The following is a 23,018-nucleotide window of genomic DNA, read 5'->3' as shown; positions in this document are numbered from 1 at the left end:
GCGGGTCGCCCGCGCCTCAGGCGAGCGCGAGCATGCCGGCCGCGGCGAGCGCGAGCACGAGACCGGCCCACTGCACGGGCGCGATGCGCTCGCGCAGCACCGCGGCGGCGAGCAGGATCGTGCCCGCCGGGTACGTCGCCGCAAGGACGGCGGCCACGGCGAGGTCGCCCGCGCGGATGCCGAGCAGGATGAGCACGTTGGCGAGCGCGTCCAGGAGGCCGCAGCCGATCGCGATGGCGAACCCGACTGCGAGGCCCTCCCGAGCCGGGGTGCGCGCGTCGGACCGACCGGCGGGGGCGGGCCCGGGGGCGGCGTTCGCGACCGGGTCGGTGGGGGATGCGGCGGCCACGGCCGCGGCATCCGTTCTCGGGGTGGTCTCGCGGACCGCCTCGAGCGCGGGCGCGGGTGACGCGCGCCGGGCGACGAGCACGAGCAGGCCGAACACGCCGAACATCAGCACGGTGTTGACGATGCGGCTGAAGATGAGCGGCACGACCCCGGAGTCGTCGGGCGTCTGGGAGATCAGGATGTAGAAGGCGCCGATGGCGAGGCCGGATCCGGTCGCGAACGCGAGGCCGCGCGCGCTCGGGCGGACGGCGCCGCGCTCGGGAACGAACCCGACGAGCACCACGGCGAGGAGCGCGAGCCCGAGCGCCCAGGCCGCCATCGGGCCGAAGCGCTCGCCGCCGACGACGGTGCCCCAGATCATGGGCGTGATCGCCGAGACCAGGGCGGTGAGCGGCGACAGGATGCTCATCGGCCCGATCGCGAGGCTCGCATAGAGCAGCGAGATGGCGACGGCCCCCACGAGGCCCGAGAGCGCGCCCCAGGTCGCGGCCTCGGACGACCACGCCCCGCCCGTCACGGGGAGGGCGATCGCGAGCAGGACGAGGCCCGACGCCGCCGAGACGGCCGTCGCGAGGACCGCGCCGAGCCGGCGCGCGGCGAGTCCGCCGAGGAAGTCGGCGGCGCCGTAGACGAGGGCGCCGGTGAGCGAGAGGACGGCCGTGAGCATGGTGGATCCCAGCGTAGCCACGAGCGATCCATGCTCATTCGAGCAGAGATGAGGGACCTTCATGCACGGATGCGCACGGTTTGTAAACGATTGGTGTCGGATGCGGAATGAATGACCCCGCACCCCTTCCCAGCGCCCCGGGCCGAACATATGCTGCCAACGTCCTCCGTGCCCTGCACGGGGGACGCGCATCGCCGGGGACCGCAGCCGACGCACCCTTGGCGCCACTCGCAGAGGAGACAACGGAATGCAGCTACGTTCCCCCGGCGCGGACCCCCGCAGCGCCGCAGCACGCACACGTTCAGGCAGGCGGGCGGCCGGAGTCGTCGCCGCCCTCACCGCCTTCGGGCTGGCCTTCGGCGGCGCCGCGAGCGCCCAGGCGGCGCCGCCCACCGACAAGCCCAAGCCGCCGAAGCCGCCGGTGGTGGCCGCGAAGACGGTCGTGGACATCAACCTCGTCACGGTCAACGACTTCCACGGACGCATCGAGCAGTCCGGCACCGCCGCCGGAATCGCCCGCCTGTCGTCCGCGGTCAAGGAGATCCGCGCGCAGAACCCGAACACCGTCTTCGCGGCGGCCGGCGACATGATCGGCGCCTCGACCTTCACGTCGTTCATCCAGCAGGACAAGCCCACGATCGAGGCCCTCAACGCCGCGGGCCTCGACGTGAGCGCGGTCGGCAACCACGAGTTCGACCAGGGCTTCGCCGACCTCACCGACCGGGTCATGCCGCTCGCGCTCTGGGAGTACCTCGGCGCGAACGTCTACGACAAGGAGACGGGCGAGCCCGCCCTGCCCGAGTACTGGGTGGAGACCTTCGACAAGGTCCGAATCGGCTTCGTCGGCGCCGTCACCGACGAGCTCCCCTCACTCGTCAGCCCCTCCGGCATCGAGGACATCACCGTCGGCGACCCGGTCGAGGCGGCCAACCGGGTGGCGGACCAGCTGAGCGACGGCGACGACGCCAATGGCGAGGCCGATATCGTGGTCTTCCTCGTCCACGAGGGCGCGGCGACCACGAGCGTCGAGTCGGCGACCGACCCGAACACGCCCTTCGGCGACATCGTCCTGAACGCGAACGACAACATCGACGCGATCGTCTCGGGTCACACCCACCTGCCGTACAACCACGTCATCGACGGTCGTCCGGTGATCTCGAGCGGCCAGTACGGCGAGCGCTTCAGCAACATGGAGATCACCTTCGACCGCAAGGGCAAGAAGATCACCAAGATGCAGAACACCATCTACACGATGGCGCTCGCGACCGACGCCAACGGCAACGTCACCCAGTGGTACGCCCAGCCCGACCCGGAGGTCGTCCCGATCGTGACCGAGGCCACCAAGGTGGCCGACGTGCTCGGCAGCGTCGAGATCGGCATCGCCGACGCGGCGTTCAATCGCGCGCAGCAGCCCGGCATCGTCAACGGCCAGCCCGCGCTCGTCGAGAACCGCGGCGGCGAGTCGACGATCGGCAACTTCGTCGCGGACGTGCAGCTCTGGGCGCTGAACCAGAACCGTCCGGCCGGCTCGCAGGTCGAGATCACCCTCATGAACCCGGGCGGTATCCGCGCCAACATCGACGCGGGCAGCACCACCTACCGCGAGGCCGCGAACGTGCAGTCGTTCGCCAACACGCTGGTCACGCTCGACCTCACCGGTGCCCAGGTCAAGCAGATCCTCGAGGAGCAGTGGCAGCCCGCCGGTGCGTCGCGGCCGTTCCTGAAGCTCGGCGTGAACGAGGCGCTGTCGTACACGTACGACCCGACGGCGGCCGCCGGTTCCCGCATCACCGAGATCACCCTCGGCGGCGAGCCGCTCGACCCGGCGCGCACCTACAAGGTGGGAGCGAACTCGTTCCTCGCCTCCGGCGGCGACAACTTCGTCACGTTCCGCCAGGGCAAGAACTCGGCCGACAGCGGCAAGGTCGACCTCGAGGCGATGGTCGACTACTTCCGCACCTTCGGCAACGCCGCTCCGGACTACGCCCAGCGCGCCGTCGGCGTCGACGTGGTCGGCCTCAGCGGTGGCGTCGCGACCGTCAAGCTGTCGTCGCTCGACTTCAGCACCGCCGCCGACCCGAAGGCGGGGACCGTCACGGTCTCGGCCGAGGGCATGGAGCCGGTGACCGTCGCGGTGGACTCGGCGTTCCCGACCCCGTCGGCCTTCGACGAGATCGGCCGCGCCACGGTGACCTTCCCGGTCCCGGCGGGCGCGACGTCGCAGACGCGGTTCACGATCACGACGCCGACCGGCACGACGAGCTCCTTCGTCCTGCCGATCAGCTGACCCCCTGACGACGGAGGGCCGGGCACGTGGTGCCCGGCCCTTCGCGCTGCCCGCGGCGGTCCGGTCGGCCCGGCGCGGCGGTTAGGCTGATGGGGTGAGTCCCCGGGGTGCGCGCGCGATCCGCGGAGCGGCGATCGCCGCGTTCGCGACGCTCGTCGCGTCCCTCGCGCACACGATCGGCGGGGGCACGCCACCGGGCGTCCTCGCGCTGGCGCTGGCGATGGCGTTCTCGGCGCCCCTCGCGATGGTGATCGCGGGCGAGCGGATGTCGCTGCCGCGCGCCGCGGTCGCGGCCCTCGTGGCCCAGGCCGCCCTGCACCTGCTGTACTCGATCGGCACGCCGGCCCGCGGTGCGGCATCCGTCGTCGCCCACGCGCACGGGTCGGGCGTCCCGCTCCGGATCGACGCGGGCGGTCTCGCGGTCGTCGTCGACCACGGGCACGCGCTCGGCATGCCGCTCGCACACGTCGCCGCCGCTGCGGCGACCGTCGTCGCACTCGCCCTGCTCGGCCGCGCGGCCCGCGCGGTCTCCGTCGCGTTCGGCACCGCCGTGCGCGGCATCCGCCTGCTCGTCTCGGTGCTCGCCGGCGCGCCCGTCGCGACCAGCGTGCGCCACGTGGTCCCCGCGGCGCGCAGGCAGGGGCCGCCCGCGCTCGCGCTCGTCCTCCTCTCGTCGTTGCGGCATCGCGGTCCGCCGGCGTCGTGGCTCGCCGCCTGAGCGGCGCACGACCCCGACACCCCGCAGTACGCGGGCGCACGCGACACCCAGCCGTCCACCGGCCGTGCGCTCGCACCCACACGAGAGAAGACCCATGCGACCCATCACCCGTTCCGCCACCCTCGCTGCGAGCGCCCTCGGCGCGGGCGCCCTGCTCGCGCTCGCCGCGCCCGTCGCGGCGCACGCGCACGTCGTCGTGACACCCGGCGAGGCGGCCGCCGCCTCGTACACCGTGCTCGAGTTCGCCTCGGGCCACGGCTGCGACGAATCGCCCACCACGTCCTTCACCGTCGACATCCCCGAGCAGATCCTCTCGGTGACTCCCAACCTCAAGGAGGGCTGGACCATCGAGAAGGTCATTGAGCAGCTCGACGAGCCCGCCGAGGGTGCGCACGGCACCCAGGTGACCGAGCGCGTCGCCCAGGTCGTCTACACCGCCGCGACGCCGATCCCCGACGGCTACCGCGACTCGTTCGAGGTGCAGGTGTTCCTGCCCGAGGAGGTCGCCGGCGAGCGGCTCGAGTTCCCGGTCCTCCAGTCGTGCGTCGAGGGCGAGACGAACTGGAACGAGTCGCCCGGTGCCGACGGCGCGGAGCCGGAGCACCCCGCTCCGGCGATCGTGGTCGGCGAGGCCGCGTCGGACGGCCACGGCCACGGCGACGACGGCCACGACGACTCGGCCGAGACCGCGTCGGCGACGTCCACCGCCGCCTCGGACGCCTCGGTCGACGTGCTCGCCCGGGTGGTCGGCATCGCGGGCCTCGCGGTCGGCGTCGTCGGCGTCGTGATCGCGCTCGCCGCCCGACGCGGCCGGAAGGCCTGACGTGGCCCCCGCCACCGTCCGACGCGCGGTCGCCGGAGCGGCGTCCGCCCTCGCGCTGGCCCTCCTGGCGGTGGCGGGCCCCGCCGCGCCAGCGTTCGCGCACAACACCGTGATCGACGAGGGGCCGGCGGCGGAGTCCACCGTCGCCGACCAGCCCGGCGAGGTCTGGATCGAGACGAACGACGTGCTGCTCGACCTCGACGGCGCGACGGCCATGGATGTCGTTGGCCCCGACGGGCGCCACTACGCCACCGACTGCCCGGTCGTCGACGGGCCGATCGCGAGCGTCGCCGCCGAGCTCGGCCCGGCGGGCGAGTACACGGTCGCGTACCGCGTGGTCTCCGCCGACGGCCACCCGATCACGGGCGACCACACCTTCACGTGGCAACCGGCCGACGGCGCCGCCGTCGCCGAGGGCACGGCCGAGCCGGTCTGCGGTGCGGCCGCCACCGCGGAGCCCGGCGCCGGCGCCGATGCGGGCGACGAGTCGACGGATGCCGCGGCATCCGTCGGCGGCGACGTCGTGTGGATCGCGGCGGCGGTCGTCGCCGTCCTCGGGGCGGGCGTCGCGGCGTTCCTGCTCACCCGTCGACGCCCCGCGCCGGCGGATCCCGCCGACGCGCCCGCCGCGGACGCCGATGCGGGACCGCGCGCGGACCACGCGTCGGACGACCGCTGATCGGTCGCCGGGCGCGTTCGGCGGGATCAGGTCCCGGTGAACGCGCCCGGCGGCAGCGCGGTCTCGCCCTCGGCGATCGCGCGCACGAGCCGGTCGGCGACGGCCGCGGGGTCGTGGCCCGCGGGGAACTTCGGCGCGGTGCCGAACAGCGGCCGGCCGGCCAGGCCGGTCTCGGTGTGGCCTGGTCGGGCATCGAGCAGGCGGATGCCGCTGCGGCGGAGTTCGCGGCCCGCGGCGGTGAGGTACGCCGCGAGCGCCGCCTTCGACGCCGAGTAGCTCCCGAGGCCGGCGGTCGGCAGTTCGGCGACGATGCCGGTGAGGGCGAGCACGACCGGTTCGCGTCCGGCCTCGGCGGACTCGCGGAGGGCGGGGAGCGCCGCCGAGACGATGCGCATGGGCGCGAGCGCGTTGACCGTGAAGAGCGTCTCGAGGTCCTGCTCCGCCGTCTCGGCGACGGAGTCGAACCCGACGACCCCGGCCGCGAGCACGATCACGTCGAGCCCGCCGAGCGCCTCGGTGGCCCGGCCCACGATGGTCTCCGGCGCGGTCTCGTCGGTGAGGTCGACCGCGATGCCGGTGCCCTGCCCGGCTCGTTCGTCGAGCCGGGCGGCGTCCCGTCCGCTGAGCGCGAGCGAGGCGCCGCCCTCCGAGAGCCGTTCCGCGATCAGCGTGCCGAGCACGCCGGTCGCGCCGATGACGAGTGCGCGGCTGCCGTCGATCCGGGTCATGCAGCGAGCGTAGGTCGAGCGGATGCCGCACCGCGGGCGTTCCCAGCACTCTCGCACCGGCTCCCCACCGTTCCTCCACATCCGGCCCGTCACGCGGCCCGCCCCGGCCCCGCGGATGCCCGCACGGGCGTCCGAGGCGGCGGGTAGGGTCGACGAGTGACCTGGAACGACGAGCCCGCTGCGGAGTTCGCCCCCTCGTGGGAGGACCCGCCTTGGGATCCCGATGAGCTGGTCCCGCCCGACGACGAGTGGGCTCCGCCGCCCCCGGTCGAGCCCGGTCCGCCGGGCGCGGGCGCGTCGGCCGCGGCTGCGTCGGCCGCGACGGCACCGGCCGCGGCGCCCGCTCGATTCGACTCGGCGCTCGAGGCGCTGCGCACCGTCTACGGCTACGACGGGTTCCGCGGCGAGCAGGCCGCGATCATCGAGCACGTCGCGGCCGGTGGCGACGCGGTGGTGCTCATGCCCACGGGCGGCGGCAAGAGCCTCTGCTACCAGATCCCCGCACTGCTGCGCGAGGGCACGGGCGTGGTCGTCTCGCCGCTCATCGCGCTGATGCACGACCAGGTCGACGCGCTCGTGCGCAACGGGGTCCGTGCCGGCTACCTGAACTCGTCGCAGTCGCCCGCCGAGCGCGCGCAGGTCGAGCGGGCGTACCTCGCCGGCGAGCTCGACCTGCTCTACGTCGCACCCGAGCGGCTCGGGTCCGAGCAGACCAAGCGGTTCCTCGAACGGGGCGCCATCGCGCTCTTCGCGATCGACGAGGCGCACTGCGTCGCGCAGTGGGGCCACGACTTCCGTCCCGACTACCTCGCGCTCGCCGAGCTCGCCGAGCGCTGGCCCGACGTGCCGCGCATCGCGCTGACCGCCACGGCGACCGAGGCCACGCATCGCGAGATCACCGACCGGCTCTCGCTGGGCCGGGCGCGTCACTTCGTCTCGAGCTTCGACCGGCCGAACATCCAGTACCGCATCGCGCCGAAGATCGACGTGCGGCGCCAGCTGCTCGACTTCGTGCGCACCGAGGGACGCGACGCCGACGGCCGGCCGGTGCCGGGCATCGTCTACGCGCTCTCGCGCGCGAGCACCGAGAAGTTCGCGTCCTTCCTCGCGGCGAACGGCATCGACGCGATGCCGTACCACGCGGGCCTCGACGCGGGGCTGCGCCGGCGCACGCAGGAGCGCTTCCTCCGCGAGGACGGCGTGGTCGTCGTGGCCACCATCGCCTTCGGGATGGGCATCGACAAGCCCGACGTGCGGTTCGTCGCGCACGTCGACCTGCCGAAGTCGGTCGAGGGCTACTACCAGGAGACGGGTCGCGCGGGACGCGACGGCCTCCCCGCCACCGCGTGGCTGGCGTACGGCCTGCAGGACGTGGTGCAGCAGCGCCGCATGATCGACGAGAGCCCCGGCGACCTCGCCCACCGGCGCCGGCTCGCCGCGCACCTCGACGCGATGCTCGCGCTCTGCGAGACCGTGCAGTGCCGGCGGCAGAACCTGCTCGCCTACTTCGGCGAGTCCAGCGGCCGGTGCGGCAACTGCGACACGTGCCTCGAACCGCCGGAGTCGTGGGACGGCACCGTGGCGTCCCAGAAGCTCATGTCGACGATCGTGCGGCTCCAGCGCGAGCGCGACCAGCGCTTCGGTGCCGGGCACCTGGTCGACATCCTCCGCGGCAAGCGCACGCCGCGCGTCGAGCAGTACGGGCACGACCGGCTCGCGACGTGGGGGATCGGCGACGACCTCTCCGAGCAGCGGTGGCGGGGCGTCATCCGCCAACTGCTCGCCCAGGGGCTGCTGCAGTCGGTGGGCGAGTACGGCGTGCTGACGCTGACGGATGCCTCGGCGGCGGTGCTCGCGGGCGACCGCTCGGTCGCGTTCCGCACCGAACCCGAGCGCCCGGTCCGCGCCTCGCGGTCGGCGCGCGCGGCGACCCCGGCGGCGGCCGACCTCGAGCCGGCGGCGGCCGAGCTGTTCGAGGCGCTCCGCGCGTGGCGCGCCGGAGAGGCGCGCGAGCAGGGCGTGCCCGCGTACATCGTGTTCGGCGACGCGACCCTGCGCGCCGTCGCGGTCTCGCGCCCGGCGGCCCTCGCCGAGCTCGACGGCATCCCGGGGATCGGGGCGAAGAAGCGCGAGGCCTACGGCGAGGCGCTCGTCCGCGTCGTCGCCGAGCACGTGCGCTGACGGGACCTTCGGCCCGTCGCCGCGCGGGGGAGTTGCTAGCGTCCTCCCAGACGGACGCACCGTCGGGCGAAGGGGGACGCCATGTCGACGATCCAGGGCAATCGACCGGTCACGATCACCATCATCGGCGTCCTCGCCTTCATCGCCGGACTCATCGACCTCGTCTCCGGAGTCATCCTGTTCTTCCTGCTGCCGAACGAGGAGGTCGTCGCGGGCTTCGGCGGGTCCGGCGGCCTCATCGCGGCGGCCATCGGGTCCATCATCGTCGGCCTGATCACGGCGGGGCTCGCGGGCGGACTCCTGCGCGGCAGCAGCGTCGCGCGGATGATCGTCACCGTGCTGCAGGTGCTCTCGCTCATCGGGTCGCTGTTCATGGCCGTCGCCTACCTCGGCATCCCGGTCGGGGAGTGGCTCGGACTGGCGGTCTCCGCGGTGGTCCTGATCCTGCTCTGGACGCCGAAGGCCAGCGCGTTCTTCCGTGACTGACGCCCAGCGGCGTTGTCGATCTCCCAAGGCGCGGACCCGCTCTGCTTGTATGGTTCCACAGGGGCGATCCGAGGGCGGCCCGCCCGGTTTGTAGGGCCCTGACGCACTTTTTCGGCGCCCGGAACGCGCGCCATACCGTGGAAGGGAAGCCCCGTTTCCCCGACGAAGGACGTACCGACGATGGTCGACACGGCATCACGATCCGACACCACCCCCGCGCCCAAGGTCGAGCGCCCGGCCACCCCGGAGCGCGCGGCCGAGGCCGCTCCCGCGCACACCCCGATCGACGGCCAGTCGGCACCGGTCGTCGACGTCGCCGCGCTCGGCCGGCAGCTGCTCGGCACCTGGGCCGACATCCGGCTCGAGGCCCGGGCGCGCGCCGCCCGGCCCGAGTACCAGCGCATCGAGGGCCAGCCGATGGCCGAGCACCGCGAACGCGTCCTGGGTCAGCTGAAGCTCCTTGTCGACTCCGGCGCCATCGCGAAGGCGTTTCCGAAGGAGCTCGGCGGCGCTGACGACCACGGCGGCAACATCGCCGCCTTCGAGGAGCTCGTGCTCGCCGACCCGAGCCTGCAGATCAAGTCGGGCGTGCAGTGGGGCCTGTTCGGGGCCGCCGTGCTGCACCTCGGCACGCGGCCGCACCACGAGAAGTACCTCCCCGGCATCATGTCGCTCGACGTGCCGGGCGCCTTCGCCATGACCGAGACCGGGCACGGCTCCGACGTGGCCTCCATCGGCACCACCGCCACCTACGACCCCGACACCGAGGAGTTCGTCCTCCACACGCCGTTCCGCGGCGCGTGGAAGGACTACCTCGGCAACGCGGCGCTGCACGGCATCGCCGCCGTCGTCTTCGCGCAGCTCGTCACCAAGGGCGTGAACCACGGGGTCCACGCGTTCTACGTGCCGCTGCGCGACGAGCAGGGCGAGTTCCTGCCCGGCATCGGCGGCGAGGACGACGGGCTGAAGGGCGGCCTCAACGGCATCGACAACGGCCGCCTCCACTTCACGAACGTCCGCGTCCCGCGCGAGAACCTGCTGAACCGCTACGGCGACGTCGCCCCCGACGGCACCTACTCCAGCCCGATCGCGAGCCCGGGCCGCCGGTTCTTCACGATGCTCGGCACGCTCGTGCAGGGTCGGGTCTCGCTCGACGGCGCCGCCACCGCGGCATCCGCCATGGCCCTCGACATCGCGATCACCTACGGCACCCAGCGTCGCCAGTTCAACGCCGGCAGCGACACCGACGAGGAGGTGCTGCTCGACTACCAGCGCCACCAGCGCCGGCTCCTGCCCAAGCTCGCCACGACGTACGCGCAGTTCTTCGCGCACGACGAGTTCCTCGTGAAGTTCGACGCGGTGTTCTCGGGCGCAGCCGACACCGACGACGACCGACAGGACCTCGAGACCATGGCCGCGGCGCTCAAGCCGCTGTCGACGTGGCACGCGCTCGAGACGCTGCAGGAGGCGCGCGAGGCGTGCGGCGGCGCCGGCTTCCTCGCCGAGAACCGCCTCGTCGGGCTGCGGCAGGACCTGGACATCTACGTCACGTTCGAGGGCGACAACAACGTGCTGCTGCAGCTCGTCGCCAAGCGCCTGCTGACCGACTACTCGGCGCAGTTCCGCAAGGCGGGCGCCGGCGTCATGGCCCGGTACGTCGCCGCCCAGGCGGCCGACCGCGCCATGCACGGCGTGGGCCTGCGGCGCCTGGCCCAGACCGTCGCCGACTTCGGCTCGACGGCACGGTCGGTCGTCGACCTGCGCGACGAGGAGACGCAGCGCGAGCTCCTCACCGACCGCGTCGAGGCGATGATCGCCGAGATCGCCGGTCGCCTCCGCGACGCCCGCAAGCTGTCGAAGGCCGAGGCGGCCGCGGTGTTCAACCGCAACCAGAACGAGCTCATCGAGGCCGCCCGCGCCCACGCCGAGCTGCTGCAGTGGGAGGCGTTCACGCGCGGCCTGCACCGCACCGAGGACGAGGGCACCCGCCAGGTCCTCACGTGGCTGCGCGACCTGTTCGGCCTCGGACTCGTCGAGAAGCACCTCGCGTGGTACCTGATCCACGGTCGGCTCTCGTCGCAGCGCGCGCAGGCCGTCACCGCGTACATCGACCGGCTCATCGAGCGCCTGCGCCCGTACGCGCTCGACCTCGTCGACGCGTTCGGCTACGAGCAGGCGCACCTCCGCGCCGCGATCGCGTCGGGCGCCGAGCAGGAGCGCCAGGACGAGGCGCGAGCGTACTACGCGGCCCAGCGCGAGGCGGGCACGCTGCCCATGCCCGAGAAGGCGGTCAAGAAGTAGCGAGCGGATGCCGCAGACGGGCCGGACGCGGACGCGTCCGGCCCGTCGTCGCTCCCGGCGTCATCGGCGCGGCGGCGCGTCGTCCTCGCCGGGCGGCTTCATGATCGCGCCCGCCGCGAGGCCGACGGCGATCCCGGTGGCGAGCCAGAGCCAGAACCCCGTCCACAGGCTGATGCCGAGCCCGACGAGCAGGCCGACGACGAGGCCGACGATGAGCTGCCGTCGACGGGCTGGGGACATCGGTTCGCGCGCGGCCATGCGACCAGCGTAGGCGTCGGGCGGCGCCATCCGTTCGCCGTCGGATCAGATCAGCCCGAGCGAGCGGACCGCCTCGCGCTCGTCGACGAGTTCGGCGACCGACGCGTCGATGCGCTCGCGCGCGAACGCGTCGACGGCGAGTCCCTCGACCACGCTCCACGTCCCGTCCTGCGACGTCACCGGGAACGAGGAGATCACGCCCTCGGCCACGCCGTACTCGCCGTGCGACCACAGCGCGGCGCTCGTCCAGCCGCGGTCGCCCGTGCCGAGCACCCAGTCGCGCACGTGATCGATCGTCGCCGACGCGGCCGACGCCACCGACGACGAGCCGCGGACCTCGATGATCTCGGCACCGCGCCGCGCCACGCGCGGGATGAACTGGTCCACGAGCCAGTCGTGCGCGGCCTCCGTGCCGCCCATCCGAGCCGCCAGGACCGTGGGCACGGGGTCGCCGCCGGCGGTCGCGTGCGCGACATCCGGGAACTGCGTCGCCGAGTGGTTGCCCCAGATGGTCACCCCGCGGATGCCGCCGACCGGGGTGCCGAGCGCCGCCGACAACTGGCCGAGCGCACGGTTGTGGTCGAGGCGCGTGAGGGCGGTGAAGCGCTCCCTCGGCACGTCGGGGGCGTTCGACGCCGCGATGAGCGCGTTCGTGTTCGCCGGGTTGCCGACCACGGCGACGCGCACGTCGTCGGCGGCGTGGTCGTTGATCGCGCGACCCTGCGGCCCGAAGATGCCGCCGTTGGCCTGCAGGAGATCGCCGCGTTCCATGCCGGCGGTGCGGGGCCGCGCACCCACGAGCAGCGCGACGTTCGCACCGTCGAACGCGACCGCGGGATCATCGGTCACGTCGACGTGCGCGAGGAGCGGGAACGCCGAGTCCTGCAGCTCGAGGGCCGCGCCCTCGGCCGCGCGGAGCCCCTGCGGGATCTCGAGCAGGCGGAGGCGCACCGGGGTGTCGTCGCCGAGCATCCCGCCCGACGCGATGCGGAACAGCAGCGCGTAGCCGATCTGCCCGCCGGCGCCCGTGATCGTGACCGTGACCGGAGTGCGACCCATGCGCCGAGCCTACGCCGGGCGCCGGGGCGCGGCATCCGCTCGCCCCTCACCAGCCCATGCTGCCGGGCACGCCCTTGAACGGACCGGCGAGGTTCGACGTCACCCAGCCCCCGTAGAACGAACCGGGCTGGGGTGTGACGCGCTCGCCGTCGACGGTGCACGCGTCCATCGGTCCGGCGTACACCGCGACCCGGTCGCGGAGCACCTCGAACCCCGGCGAGGGCGACGGGTACGTCCACGCGGCCCGCTCGGCCGTCCGGCCGCCGCCGTGGACGCTGAAGTACCGGGCTGCGCCCTTGAACTCGCAGAACGAGGAGCCCGACGCGGGCCGCAGCGCGCCCTCGGCGAACGCCGCGACGGGCAGGTAGTACACCGGCGGGTGGCTCGTCTCGAGGACGCGGACGACATCGCGCGTGTCGACGATGCGCTCGCCGCCGAGGTTGATCCCGACGCGCACGTCGACGGGCTCCACGCGAGGCGGACGCGGATAGTCCCAGACGGACTCCTGTCCGGGGCCGGGGGGCTCGGGAACCGGTCTCATGCGCCACACGGTAGGCGGCGATACTGAAAGGGTGCCAAGTCGGGCCGGCGCGACGCGGGGCGCGGCGCGCCGCCCGGATGCGGCATCCGCCGATCGATAGCGTGACCGGCAGGGGGGAAGCATGAGGGACCTGTATCCGGAGATCGAGCCGCTCGAGACGGGCATGCTCGACGTTGGCGACGGCCAGCACATCTACTGGGAGGTGTCGGGCAATCGCGAGGGCAAGCCGGTCGTCTTCCTCCACGGCGGACCGGGCGGCGGCACGACGCCCACCCACCGGCGCCTGTTCGACCCGGCGAAGTACCGCATCGTGCTGTTCGACCAGCGCGGCTGCGGATTCTCGATCCCGCACGCCTCCGAGCCCGGCGCCGACCTGTCGGCGAACACGACCTGGCACCTCATCGCCGACATGGAGCGGCTCCGCGCCCACCTCGGCATCGACCGCTGGCAGGTGTTCGGCGGATCCTGGGGCAGCGCCCTCGCCCTCGCCTACGCCGAGACCCACCCCGAGCGCGTGACCGAACTCGTGCTGCGCGGCATCTTCACGCTGCGACGCCAGGAGCTCGACTGGTTCTACGAGGGCGGCGCCTCGGCGGTGTTCCCGGACCTCTGGGAGGACTTCCTCGCGCCCGTGCCGCTCGGCGAGCGCGCGCACCTCATCGAGGCGTACGGGCGGCTGCTGTCGCACCCGGACCCGGCGGTGCACCAGCCCGCGGCGATCGCGTGGTCGCGCTGGGAGTCGTCGACCATCACGCTGCTGCCGCAGGCCGAGACGATCGCGCGCTTCACGTCGCCCGAGTACGCGACCGCGTTCGCCCGCATCGAGAACCACTACTTCCGCCACGGCGGGTGGTGGGAGGACGGCCAGCTCATCCGCGACGTGGGGCGCATCCGGCACATCCCCGCCGTGATCGTGCAGGGCCGCTACGACATGTGCACGCCCATGATGACGGCGTGGGACCTCCACCGGGCCTGGCCCGAGGCGGAACTGCACCTCATCGACGACGCCGGCCACGCGTTCGACGAGCCGGGGATCCTCGCCGCGCTGATCGGCGCGACCGATCGCTTCGCCGAGGCGGGCGGGGCGTTCGGAGCGATCGACGACGACGCCGGCCTCGGGACGGCCGGCGACGATGACGAGGACGACGACCTCGAAGTCGAGGAGCGGGTCGACCTCGATCAGGCGGATCGGGACGACGTCGACGACGAGGACGACGACGACGACGACGATGACGACGACGACGACGACGATGATGACGACGACGACGAGGTCGATGGTGACGACGACCAGCGCGAGGACGACCAGATCGAGGACGACGAGGACTCGTCCGAGGACGACGACGCCGTCATAGCGGATGCCGAGGGTCGACGGAAGGCGGATGCCGCCCGCAGCGGCGCGGAGTAACGTCATCGCATGACGTTCAATCCGAACTCCGACATCAGCGGGGGCAGGGCCTCCCGGCGCGGACGGAACACCGGCATCGCCGTCGGCGGCGGACTCGGAGCCATCGCGCTGTTCCTCGTCGCGCAGTTCCTCGGGGTCGACCTGTCGGGGCTCGTCGGCGGCGGGCAGGGGCCGGCGCCGTCCGATGCCGCGCTCGAGCAGTGCGAGACCGGCGCCGACGCGAACGAGCGGATCGACTGCCGCATGAAGGGCGCCTCGGCCTCGCTCGAGGAGTACTGGCAGGACGCCGCTCCGACGATCGGGCTGGAGTACACGCCCCCGCAGGACTTCATCCTGTTCGAGCAGGCGGTGGCGACCGGGTGCGGGAACGCGTCCTCGGCCACCGGGCCCTTCTACTGCCCGCCCGACCAGACCATCTACATCGACACGAGCTTCTACGACCAGCTCGAGTCGCGATTCGGCGCCGAGGGCGGTCCGCTCGCCGAGATGTACGTCGTGGCCCACGAGTGGGGGCACCACATCCAGAACATCGCGGGCGTGCTCGACTCCACGCGCGACGGGCAGACGGGGCCGGCCTCCAACGCGGTGCGCGTCGAGCTGCAGGCGGACTGCTTCGCGGGCGCGTGGGCTGCGGCCGCGTCGAGCACGGAGGACCCGGAGGGCCAGCCGTTCCTGCAGCCGATCTCGCCGGATGAGTACGAGCAGGCCATCGGCGCCGCGGCCGCGGTCGGCGACGACCGCATCCAGGAGGCCACGCAGGGCCAGGTCGACCCGCACACGTTCTCGCACGGCACGAGCGAGCAGCGCGTGCGCTGGTTCGCGACCGGGTTCGAGCAGGGCGTGGGCGCCTGCAACACGTTCGAGGTGAGCGGAGACCGGCTCTGATGCGCCGCGTCGGTGCCGTGCTCCTCGCGGTCGCCGGTGTCGTGGTCCTCGTCGTGGTCGGCTTCCTCGTGTACGCCGGCCTGGTCTTCGAGGGCGACCGTGAGGCCTCCCTCGACGCGTGGCGCTCGAACGGCGTCGAGATCACGGGCACCGACCGGTCGATCGTGATCGAGCCGACGACCGGCGGGATCGACGCGGGCCTGGTGTTCATCCCCGGCGCGAAGGTGCAGCCCTCCGCCTACCTCTACAAGATGGCCGGGATCGTCGAAGCGACGGGCATGACGGTGGTCATCACGGAACCCACGCTGAACCTCGCGTTCTTCGACACGCGGCCGCTCTCGGAGTTCACGGCCGACGCACCGGAGGTCGAGCGGTGGTTCGTCGGCGGCCACTCGCTGGGTGGAGTGCGAGCCTGCCAGCTCGCGGCCGACGGCACTCGCGACGACGCCGACCCGGCGGTCGAGGGCCTCATCCTCTTCGGCAGTTACTGCGTCGACGACCTGTCCGGATCGGACCTCGAGGTGCTCTCGATCGTGGCCGAGAACGACGGACTGAGCACCCCGGACGAGGTGGCGTCCCGAGCGGGCAACCTGCCGGATGACACGGTGACCGTCACCATCGAGGGGGCGAACCACGCCGCGTTCGGCGATTACGGCGCCCAACCCGGTGACGGCACGGCCACGATCGACCGCCAGACGGCGCGGGCCGAGATCTCCGACGCCGTGGCCGCCTTCATCGAAGAGCTCGAGCCGGCGCGCTGACCACCCGCCCTCGAGCGGTCAGGACGCGAGCGCGTCGGCGAGCACCCGCCCCAGCTCGGCGGGGCGCGTGAACTGCGGCCAGTGGCCCGTGGGCAGGTCGACGTAGGCGACGTCGCGGTGGGCGGCCAGCTCGCGGACGAACGGTACGCCCGCCGCGATCCACTCGTGCACCTGGGAGCTCGGGAACTCGCAGCACACCACCGTCGTCGGGACGTCGTGACGACGCTCGTCGTGCAGCCGGAGCGGATCGCTCGCGGCGGCGGCCGGATGCGGCAGGGCGCGCGAGCGGAACCGGTCGCGCAGCGCGTCGTCGAGATCGACGAGGTCGGCCGCCTCGAACACCGACCAGTCGGGAAGCGGGACCTCGTCGCCCACGACGGGCAGCTCGTCGTTGACGCAGTCGCCGTCGGCGATGGGCGCGGCATCGACGAACACGAGGCGGGCGACCCGATCGGGTCGACGGTCGACGACGCCCTGGGCGACCGCGCCGCCACCGGAGTGGCCGAGGATCGCGACAGGGCCGTCGAGGCCGTCCAGCAGTTCGACCACCGCCGCGATGTGGTCCTCCAGCCCGATCCCCGCTCGCGGCGCGTCGGCGGACTCCAGGCCGGGGAGGGTCACAGCATGCACTCGGTGGCCGGCGGCCTCGAGCTCGGGTGTCACCTCGTTCCACGAACTCGCGTCGAGCCAGAATCCGGGGATGAGGATGACGTCCATCCTCCGAGGCTAGGCGCGACCTCCGACATCGATGGGCTGCCGCCGCGGCATCCGTCGACCGCTCGCGACCGCGAGCAGCACGATGCCCGACGCGAGCACGAACAGGCCCGTGATCGCGGTGCCCGGCAGTTGCTCCTGGAGCAGCAGCACGCCGAGCAGCGTCGCCGTCAGCGGTTCGGCGAGGGTGAGCGTCGACACCGTCGCGGGCGTGAGGCGGCGCAGCCCCGCGCCGAACAGCAGGTACGCCCCGGTCGTCGTCACGAGCCCCAGCCAGAGGGCCATCGCGAGCCCCTCGGGTGTGGTGATCCACGCGGCATCCGTGGCGAGCAGGACGGGCAGGCTGACCGCGGCGGCGACGCCGAACATCGCGCCCATGCTCGCCGAGGCGGTCCAGCCCCGGTCGAGCAGGTGCTTGCCCGCGAGCGTGTACACGGCGTACGAGGCGCCGGCGCCGACGGATGCCGCGACGCCGAGCGGGTCCACGGCCGAGGGGCCGGTGCCGGTCGCCGCAGCGAGGATCGCGACGCCGGCGGTGGCGAGCGCGGTCGCGACGATCCATGCGCGACCCGGGAAGCGCCGGCGCAGCACCCAGTCGAGCACGCCCGTGAGGACGGGGGCCGAGCCGAGCGCGACGACCGTTCCCACGGCGACGCCGTTCGCGGCGGTGCCGGCGAAGAACGCCGGCTGGTAGGCGAGCACGCCGAGCGCGCCCAGCACGACGGCGGCCCAGGGGCCGAAGCGGGTGCGGGAGCGGGGGCCGAGGTCGCCGGCTCCGCTGCCGCCGGACGTCGGGGCGACGGATGTCCCGGTCGCGTCGTCCCGGCGTCCGGCGACGTGCACGGCGAGGGCGATCGCGGCGAGCGCGCCTCCGCCGATGAAGATGCGTGCCGCCCCGAGCGAGAGCGGGTCGGCGTCGGGGCCGAGCGCCTGCGCGGTGCCCGTCGTGCCGAAGCAGACGGCGGCGGCGAGCACCAGGAGGACGGAGCGCATGGGGGCATTGTTCCACAATGCGTCGACGTGTTTCCGCGCGTGACGGCGATAGGATTCCGGAGGCCGCCTCGCCGCGGCATCCGTCACGTCATCGCCGAGGGGGCGCGCGACCCGGCGCACGGTGCCCGAGGGCGGCGGCCGGCCCACCACCCCGAGGAGGACCTGTGCGCGCCGTCATGTACCGCGGCTTCGGCGAGGAGCCCGAACTCGTCGACGTCGACCCGCCCGCGTGCCCGCCCCGCGGCGCCGTCGTGCGCGTGCGCGCGACGGGCCTGTGCCGCAGCGACTGGCACGGCTGGATGGGCCACGACGACACCATCGCGCTGCCCCACGTGCCCGGCCACGAGTTCGCCGGCGAGATCGCCGAGCTGGGCGCCGAGATCGACGAGGCGAGCGGATGGCGCGTCGGCGACCGCGTCACGGCGCCCTTCATCTGCGCGTGCGGCCGCTGCGACGAGTGCCGTTCGGGCAACGAGCAGGTCTGCGACGACCAGCGCCAGCCCGGGTTCACGCACTGGGGCTCGTTCGCCGAGTACGTCGTGGTCGACGAGGCCGAGCTCAACCTCATCCGCCTGCCCGACTCGCTCGGCTTCGTCGAGGCCGCGTCGCTCGGCTGCCGGTTCGCCACCGCCTACCGCGCGATCATCGCGCGCGGCCGGCTGCACCCAGGCGAGCAGGTCGCGGTGCACGGATGCGGCGGCGTCGGCCTCTCCGCGATCATGATCGCGGTCGCCGCCGGCGTGCGCGTCTACGGCGTCGACGTGTCCGACGCGGCGCTCGACGCCGCCGCGACGCTCGGCGCGATCCCGGTCCGGGGTGGTGAGGGCGCCGCCGAGCGCGTCCGCGAGGCCAGCGGCGGGGGCGTGGACCTGTCGGTCGACGCGTTCGGCAGCCCGCAGACGTCCTTCGCCTCGGTGCGCAGCCTGCGCAAGCGCGGGCGGCACGTGCAGATCGGGCTGCTGCTGGCCGACGACGCCGCCGCGGCCATGCCGATGGACGCCGTCATCGCCGGCGAGCTCGAGATCCTCGGCAGCCACGGGATGGCCGCGCACGAGTACCCCGACATGCTCGGCGCCGTCGCATCGGAGGCGTTCCGCCCGATCGAGCTCGTCGGGCGCACGATCGCGCTCGACGAGGTGCCCGACGCGCTCGCGGCGATGGGCCGCGCGGGCGGATCGGGCTCCGGCATGACCGTCGTCGAGCTCTAGCGGGCTACGCCGACGCGCGCGGCACCAGCTCGACCTCCTGGCGGGGCCGCACGGGCTGCGGCCGGCCGTCGAGGGCCGCGGTCACGCACGCCGCGAGGTACGCCGCCTGCAGGTCGAGGGACTGCCACACGGTGGTGAGCGGCGGCGACGCGAGGGCGGCGACGGGGATGTCGTCCACGCCGACCACGGCGAGGCCGTCGGGCACCGCGACCCCCTCGGCGCGCGTGCCCGCGAGCACCGCGAGCGCCACCTCGTCGTTGTAGGCGGCGACGCCGTCGACGCCGGCGGACCGCCACGCCCGCACCGCCTCCGCGCCCGAACGCTCCGACAGGTCGACCTCGACGACGAGCGGCGGCTCGAGCCCGAGTGCGGCGCACGCCTCCCGGACGCCCGCGAGCCGTCCGCCGGCGAACGCGGCGACCCGGGGGTCGGGCGTCGTGGCGTAGCCGATCCGGCGGCAGCCGCGCCCGGCGAGCCGCTCGGCCTGCGCGAGGCCGATGCGCCGTTGCGGGTCGTCGGCTGCGGCATCCGTCGTCGCCCCGGGGCCGGATGCCACGTCGTCGAAGGTGCTCACGACGCCGATGCCCGCCTGTCGCATGGCCCGGACGTCGTCGGGATCGAACGGGGCGAGGCCGACGACCGTGTGCGGCGTCACCGCGCGCAGCAGGTCGGTGAGCGGGCGCTCGCCGCGCACGTGGTGCACCAGCACCGACATGCCGCGCCCGGCGAGCTCGTCGGCCAGCCGGTCGATCATCGCCTCGACCGCGGGACCGACCGGCCAGTCCGGCAGCACGCACAGCACCAGGTCGCTGCGGCCGCGTCGGAGCGTGCGCGCCGCCGCCGACGGCGCGTACCCGAGGCGCGAGGCCGCATCGAGGACCCGTCGCCGCGTGGCATCCGACACCGAGACGCCCTGGGTGGCGTTCAGCACGTAGCTCACCGTCGTGCGTGAGACTCCGCTCGCGCGCGCAACGTCGGCGCTGGTCACCTTCGCCACCGGCCCTCCATTCCCTCGTCTGCACCCTAATCGCAGGCGGAAGGCGGAGTGTGCGGCGGGCCGGCGCCGGTGTTCCCCCGAGCCCGGCGCGGACCCGGCCGCAACATCACTGTACGCCCGGTCGCGCCGGTTGGCACGTGAACTGGGGGATCCGTGCCGATGGCGGATACTCAGCCTCCGGGTCGTATGCTGTGCAGACCCGGCGCGGACGATGCGCCGATGATAGGAACCGCCTTGCCCGGACTCGACCGGTCCTCGTTCGTGACCGCCGACCCCGAGGCGGCGCGCGAGGCCTTCGCCCCCCTCGTACCCCGCCTGCAGTTCGGGCGCGTGGACCCGGATGCGTTCCGCGTGCGGCTGCGGTCCCACGCGACGCCGGGGATCCAGATCGTCGACTACGCCTTCGAGGCGGCGGCCGCGGTCGAAGCCGGTGCCGACCAGGTCCTCGTCGTGTCTCCCACGGGGCAGGGCATCGAACTCCGGCACGGGGCGAAGGCGGTGGACGTGTCACGCCCGTACATCAACGCCAGCGAGGGGATCACCGCGCACTGGGAGCGCTTCGCCGCGAGGGCCGTCGTCCTGGACCGCGCGCGTGTCGAGGCCGTCGCCCGGGCAGCCGCCGACCATGACGACATCCGACTGGAGCCCGACGAGCTCGCCGCCCGCACGCCGGCCCTCGGCCGGTACTGGGACCGCGAGGTGGCACGGGTCACACGCGCCATGTCGCTCGCCCCGGAGGCGTTCGGCGAGCCCCTCGTGATGGAGGCCGTCTTCCATCGACTCGCGGTCACCTACCTCAATGCGTTCCCGCTGGCGTGGGTCGACCCTCTCGGCCGTCGCCGATCCGTCGGCCCCCGATCCGCCATCGTGCGCGCCGCGCTCGAGTACCTGCACGCGCACGCGGGCGAGCCGATCACGGTGCAGCACGTGGTCGAGGCCGTGCACATCTCGCCCCGGGGGCTGCACGCGGCCTTCGTGCACGAGACGGGCCGTTCGCCGTCCGAGCACCTGCGCGGGCTGCGGCTCGAGGGCGTCCGCGACGAACTCCGGTTCGCGCCGCCGGTCGACACCATCGCCGTCATCGCCCGTCGCTGGGGGTTCGTGCACCTGCCCCGGTTCGCCGAGGCGTACGTGCGGGCATTCGGCGAGCTGCCGTCGGAGACCCGGGGCCGTCGCCGTCGCGTCGCCTGAGGACGGGCCGTCACGCCGGTTCCGCGATCCGCGCGAGGTGCACGGCGGCGGACGGGATCACCGCGTCCACCGCGGCCCCGGGCAGGAGCGGGAGCCGCCGCGCGTCGTGCCGGGTGAGCAGGCAGTCGAGGTGGAACCCCGCGTCGAGCCGAACCCGCAGGAGCTCGGCGGACTCCTCCACCGCCCGCACTCGCGCGGGCACGACGTTCGTCGCGTCGTCCGGACGCCGCGACCCCGGTGCGGCGATGCCGAGGTCGGCCGCGCGGAGGCAGACCGCGACCTCGCGGGGCAGATCCGTGGCGTCGACCTCCGCGACGAGCCGGATTCCGCCCACGTCCACCGTGCCGGCGGGCCCGCCGAGCCGAGCCGGCGCGATCGTGTCCATGCCCACGGCGGCGGCGACGCGCGTGTCGGCGGGCCGGTCGAACACGACGGCGGGGGAGTCGACCTGGCGAACCCGGCCGTCGATGAGCACCACCAGCCGGTCGCCGAGCGCGATGGCCTCGTCGCGGTCGTGGGTGACCACGACGGCCGGAACACCGGTCGTGCCGACGAGCTCGCGCAGTTCCGTGCGGAGTCGCACCCGGGTCGGCTGGTCGAGGCCGGTGAACGGCTCGTCCAGCAGCAGCAGGCGGGGATTCGGGGCGAGCGCGCGGGCGAGCGCGACGCGCTGCGCCTCGCCGCCGGAGAGCTCGCGCACCGACCGTCGCCCGAAGCCCGGCACCGCGCACGCGGCGAGCACCTCGGCGATGCGACGGTCGCGCTCGGCGCGCGGCATCCGCTGCAGTCCGTAGGCGACGTTGGCCGCCACGTCGAGGTGCGGGAAGAGCGCGCGGTCCTGGAACAGCACGCCCACGCGCCGCAGCCGGGCGGGCACGACCCGGCGGCCGCCGTCGTCCCACACGACGTCGTCGGCGCGGATCTCGCCGCCCTCGATCCGGTCCAGGCCCGCGATCGCCCGGATGACGGTCGTCTTGCCGGCACCCGACGGGCCGAAGAGCACCGTCACGTCCGGCTCGCCGAGTGCGACCTCGAACGCGGCGCGCACGTCGCGGAGGCGCAGGTCGACGTGCAGCGCGCCGGCCCGTGGCATCCGCTCGCCGGCCGTCATCGCCGCACCAGCAGCCCGGCGCCGTGGCGCTGGATCGCGTACGTGGCCGTGAGCACGACGAGCGAGAACGCCAGGAGCACCAGGCTCGTGCGGCCCGCGGTCTCGTAGTCGAACGCCTGCACCGCGTCGTACACCGCGACCGACACGGTGCGGGTCTCGCCCGGGATGCTGCCGCCCACCATGAGCACGACGCCGAACTCACCCACGGTGTGCGCGAACGTGAGGACGGCTGCGCTCGCGAGGCCCGCGCGCGACAGCGGCAGGACGACGCGGAACAGGGCGTGCAGCCGTCGCCTGCCGAGCACCGCCGACGCCTCGAGCAGGCGGCGGTCGACCCCCGCGAAGGCGGCGAGCAGCGGCTGCACGGCGAAGGGCATGCTGTAGAGCACGGATGCCACGAGCAGGCCGGTGAACGAGAACGCCAGCGTGGTCCCGGTCGTCTCCTGCCACCACCGCCCGAACGGCGACCCCGTGCCGAGCGCGACGAGCACGTAGTAGCCGAGCACGGTCGGCGGCAGGACGAGCGGGAGCGCCACGATCGCCTCGACGACGACCGCCCAGCGGCGCCGGGTGAAGGCCAGCCAGGCGGCCAGCGGAACGGCGATGACGAGCAGGATCGCCGTGGTCGCGAGGGCGAGCCGGATGCTGACCCCGATGGCCTCCCAGTCCATGCGGAC

General features: G+C 73.8%; 21 protein-coding genes and 1 pseudogene. 12 read left to right on the top strand and 10 right to left on the bottom strand.

What is annotated here, in order from left to right; all coding sequences use genetic code 11:
• Positions 1–16 precede the first annotated feature (16 nt).
• The gene (locus RH861_RS11495) at positions 17–1,015 is read right to left on the bottom strand and encodes an EamA family transporter (RefSeq protein WP_310521070.1); all 999 of its coding nucleotides are present in this window, start codon (positions 1,013–1,015) and stop codon (positions 17–19) included.
• Positions 1,016–1,262: 247 nt separating this feature from the next.
• Between RH861_RS11495 and RH861_RS11490 the strand changes: the two genes are divergently transcribed.
• The 4 genes from RH861_RS11490 (at position 1,263) to RH861_RS11475 (ending at position 5,522) form a co-directional block, all read left to right on the top strand.
• Positions 1,263–3,302, top strand: a complete 2,040-nt coding sequence (locus tag RH861_RS11490; RefSeq protein ID WP_310521069.1) for a bifunctional metallophosphatase/5'-nucleotidase — start codon at positions 1,263–1,265, stop codon at positions 3,300–3,302.
• Positions 3,303–3,396: 94 nt separating this feature from the next.
• Complete coding sequence (locus RH861_RS11485) at positions 3,397–4,020, top strand: hypothetical protein (RefSeq protein WP_248598714.1); 624 nt, start codon at positions 3,397–3,399, stop codon at positions 4,018–4,020.
• A 94-nt stretch (positions 4,021–4,114) separates the two neighbouring features.
• Positions 4,115–4,843 carry a YcnI family protein gene (locus RH861_RS11480; protein ID WP_310521068.1) on the top strand — a complete coding sequence of 243 codons (729 nt, stop codon included), beginning with the start codon at positions 4,115–4,117 and terminating at the stop codon, positions 4,841–4,843.
• A gap of 1 nt (position 4,844) precedes the next feature.
• On the top strand, positions 4,845–5,522 hold the full coding sequence (locus RH861_RS11475; RefSeq protein ID WP_310521067.1) for a copper resistance CopC family protein: 678 nt from the start codon (positions 4,845–4,847) through the stop codon (positions 5,520–5,522).
• Positions 5,523–5,548: 26 nt separating this feature from the next.
• On the opposite strand, the gene RH861_RS11470 is transcribed toward RH861_RS11475, so the two are convergent.
• Positions 5,549–6,250 carry an SDR family NAD(P)-dependent oxidoreductase gene (locus RH861_RS11470; RefSeq protein WP_310521066.1) on the bottom strand — a complete coding sequence of 234 codons (702 nt, stop codon included), beginning with the start codon at positions 6,248–6,250 and terminating at the stop codon, positions 5,549–5,551.
• Positions 6,251–6,406: 156 nt separating this feature from the next.
• Here RH861_RS11470 and recQ point away from each other — a divergent pair, with 156 nt between their 5' ends.
• From recQ to RH861_RS11455, 3 genes are all read left to right on the top strand, one after another.
• A complete protein-coding gene (recQ, locus tag RH861_RS11465; protein WP_310521065.1) occupies positions 6,407–8,431 on the top strand; it encodes a DNA helicase RecQ in 2,025 nt (674 codons plus the stop codon).
• Positions 8,432–8,512: 81 nt separating this feature from the next.
• Positions 8,513–8,917 (top strand): hypothetical protein, encoded by a 405-nt coding sequence (locus tag RH861_RS11460; protein ID WP_310521064.1) that lies wholly within the window; start codon positions 8,513–8,515, stop codon positions 8,915–8,917.
• A gap of 180 nt (positions 8,918–9,097) precedes the next feature.
• Positions 9,098–11,218 carry an acyl-CoA dehydrogenase family protein gene (locus RH861_RS11455; RefSeq protein WP_310521063.1) on the top strand — a complete coding sequence of 707 codons (2,121 nt, stop codon included), beginning with the start codon at positions 9,098–9,100 and terminating at the stop codon, positions 11,216–11,218.
• A gap of 60 nt (positions 11,219–11,278) precedes the next feature.
• Here RH861_RS11455 and RH861_RS11450 read toward each other — a convergent pair whose 3' ends face one another.
• The 3 genes from RH861_RS11450 to RH861_RS11440 are packed head-to-tail and all read right to left on the bottom strand — an operon-like array spanning position 11,279 to position 13,076.
• On the bottom strand, positions 11,279–11,476 hold the full coding sequence (locus tag RH861_RS11450) for an HPP family protein (RefSeq protein WP_310521062.1): 198 nt from the start codon (positions 11,474–11,476) through the stop codon (positions 11,279–11,281).
• 45 nt (positions 11,477–11,521) lie between these two features.
• The gene (locus tag RH861_RS11445; RefSeq protein WP_310521061.1) at positions 11,522–12,535 is read right to left on the bottom strand and encodes a malate dehydrogenase; all 1,014 of its coding nucleotides are present in this window, start codon (positions 12,533–12,535) and stop codon (positions 11,522–11,524) included.
• Positions 12,536–12,581: 46 nt separating this feature from the next.
• Positions 12,582–13,076 carry a DUF427 domain-containing protein gene (locus RH861_RS11440; RefSeq protein WP_310521060.1) on the bottom strand — a complete coding sequence of 165 codons (495 nt, stop codon included), beginning with the start codon at positions 13,074–13,076 and terminating at the stop codon, positions 12,582–12,584.
• A 121-nt stretch (positions 13,077–13,197) separates the two neighbouring features.
• Here RH861_RS11440 and pip point away from each other — a divergent pair.
• The 3 genes and pseudogenes from pip to RH861_RS11425 all read left to right on the top strand — a co-directional run.
• A pseudogene (pip, locus tag RH861_RS11435) lies at positions 13,198–14,151 on the top strand (prolyl aminopeptidase); the annotation flags it as partial.
• A 339-nt stretch (positions 14,152–14,490) separates the two neighbouring features.
• Positions 14,491–15,366, top strand: a complete 876-nt coding sequence (gene ypfJ, locus RH861_RS11430; RefSeq protein ID WP_310521059.1) for a KPN_02809 family neutral zinc metallopeptidase — start codon at positions 14,491–14,493, stop codon at positions 15,364–15,366.
• Complete coding sequence (locus RH861_RS11425) at positions 15,366–16,127, top strand: alpha/beta hydrolase (RefSeq protein WP_310521058.1); 762 nt, start codon at positions 15,366–15,368, stop codon at positions 16,125–16,127. The genes ypfJ and RH861_RS11425 overlap by 1 nt, the downstream gene beginning before the upstream one ends.
• A gap of 18 nt (positions 16,128–16,145) precedes the next feature.
• On the opposite strand, the gene RH861_RS11420 is transcribed toward RH861_RS11425, so the two are convergent.
• Both RH861_RS11420 and RH861_RS11415 read right to left on the bottom strand, forming a co-directional pair.
• Entirely contained in the window at positions 16,146–16,844 is a 699-nt protein-coding gene (locus RH861_RS11420) for an alpha/beta fold hydrolase (RefSeq protein WP_310521057.1), read from the bottom strand.
• A 9-nt stretch (positions 16,845–16,853) separates the two neighbouring features.
• Positions 16,854–17,834, bottom strand: coding sequence for a DMT family transporter (locus RH861_RS11415; protein ID WP_310521056.1), 981 nt, complete (start codon positions 17,832–17,834; stop codon positions 16,854–16,856).
• A gap of 164 nt (positions 17,835–17,998) precedes the next feature.
• On the opposite strand from RH861_RS11415, the gene RH861_RS11410 reads away from it, so the two are divergent.
• Positions 17,999–19,042, top strand: a complete 1,044-nt coding sequence (locus RH861_RS11410; protein ID WP_310521055.1) for an alcohol dehydrogenase catalytic domain-containing protein — start codon at positions 17,999–18,001, stop codon at positions 19,040–19,042.
• 4 nt (positions 19,043–19,046) lie between these two features.
• Here RH861_RS11410 and RH861_RS11405 read toward each other — a convergent pair whose 3' ends face one another.
• Entirely contained in the window at positions 19,047–20,039 is a 993-nt protein-coding gene (locus RH861_RS11405) for a LacI family DNA-binding transcriptional regulator (protein ID WP_310521054.1), read from the bottom strand.
• 234 nt (positions 20,040–20,273) lie between these two features.
• Here RH861_RS11405 and RH861_RS11400 point away from each other — a divergent pair, with 234 nt between their 5' ends.
• The gene (locus tag RH861_RS11400; protein ID WP_310521053.1) at positions 20,274–21,230 is read left to right on the top strand and encodes a helix-turn-helix transcriptional regulator; all 957 of its coding nucleotides are present in this window, start codon (positions 20,274–20,276) and stop codon (positions 21,228–21,230) included.
• Positions 21,231–21,240: 10 nt separating this feature from the next.
• Here RH861_RS11400 and RH861_RS11395 read toward each other — a convergent pair whose 3' ends face one another.
• A complete protein-coding gene (locus tag RH861_RS11395) occupies positions 21,241–22,341 on the bottom strand; it encodes an ABC transporter ATP-binding protein (RefSeq protein WP_310521052.1) in 1,101 nt (366 codons plus the stop codon).
• Positions 22,338–23,012 (bottom strand): molybdate ABC transporter permease subunit, encoded by a 675-nt coding sequence (modB, locus tag RH861_RS11390; RefSeq protein ID WP_310521051.1) that lies wholly within the window; start codon positions 23,010–23,012, stop codon positions 22,338–22,340. The genes RH861_RS11395 and modB overlap by 4 nt, the downstream gene beginning before the upstream one ends.
• Positions 23,013–23,018: the final 6 nt, after the last annotated feature.

The sequence above is a fragment of the Agromyces indicus genome (assembly GCF_031432295.1).
Classification (GTDB): Bacteria; Actinomycetota; Actinomycetes; order Actinomycetales; family Microbacteriaceae; genus Agromyces; species Agromyces indicus.
Note: the sequence above shows the minus strand (reverse complement) of the source record. Positions and strands in the feature narration are given on the sequence as shown.

Excerpts from the sequence above, each read along its gene's own strand:
- RH861_RS11460 (WP_310521064.1), top strand. The coding sequence starts at position 8,513 with ATGTCGACGATCCAGGGCAATCGACCGGTCACGATCACCATCATCGGC.
- RH861_RS11425 (WP_310521058.1), top strand. The coding sequence starts at position 15,366 with ATGCGCCGCGTCGGTGCCGTGCTCCTCGCGGTCGCCGGTGTCGTGGTC.
- ypfJ (WP_310521059.1), top strand. The coding sequence starts at position 14,491 with ATGACGTTCAATCCGAACTCCGACATCAGCGGGGGCAGGGCCTCCCGG.
- RH861_RS11440 (WP_310521060.1), bottom strand. The coding sequence starts at position 13,076 with ATGAGACCGGTTCCCGAGCCCCCCGGCCCCGGACAGGAGTCCGTCTGG.
- RH861_RS11490 (WP_310521069.1), top strand. The coding sequence starts at position 1,263 with ATGCAGCTACGTTCCCCCGGCGCGGACCCCCGCAGCGCCGCAGCACGC.
- RH861_RS11455 (WP_310521063.1), top strand. The coding sequence starts at position 9,098 with ATGGTCGACACGGCATCACGATCCGACACCACCCCCGCGCCCAAGGTC.
- RH861_RS11480 (WP_310521068.1), top strand. The coding sequence starts at position 4,115 with ATGCGACCCATCACCCGTTCCGCCACCCTCGCTGCGAGCGCCCTCGGC.
- RH861_RS11420 (WP_310521057.1), bottom strand. The coding sequence starts at position 16,844 with ATGGACGTCATCCTCATCCCCGGATTCTGGCTCGACGCGAGTTCGTGG.
- RH861_RS11445 (WP_310521061.1), bottom strand. The coding sequence starts at position 12,535 with ATGGGTCGCACTCCGGTCACGGTCACGATCACGGGCGCCGGCGGGCAG.
- RH861_RS11395 (WP_310521052.1), bottom strand. The coding sequence starts at position 22,341 with ATGACGGCCGGCGAGCGGATGCCACGGGCCGGCGCGCTGCACGTCGAC.
- modB (WP_310521051.1), bottom strand. The coding sequence starts at position 23,012 with ATGGACTGGGAGGCCATCGGGGTCAGCATCCGGCTCGCCCTCGCGACC.
- RH861_RS11495 (WP_310521070.1), bottom strand. The coding sequence starts at position 1,015 with ATGCTCACGGCCGTCCTCTCGCTCACCGGCGCCCTCGTCTACGGCGCC.
- RH861_RS11415 (WP_310521056.1), bottom strand. The coding sequence starts at position 17,834 with ATGCGCTCCGTCCTCCTGGTGCTCGCCGCCGCCGTCTGCTTCGGCACG.
- RH861_RS11470 (WP_310521066.1), bottom strand. The coding sequence starts at position 6,250 with ATGACCCGGATCGACGGCAGCCGCGCACTCGTCATCGGCGCGACCGGC.
- RH861_RS11450 (WP_310521062.1), bottom strand. The coding sequence starts at position 11,476 with ATGGCCGCGCGCGAACCGATGTCCCCAGCCCGTCGACGGCAGCTCATC.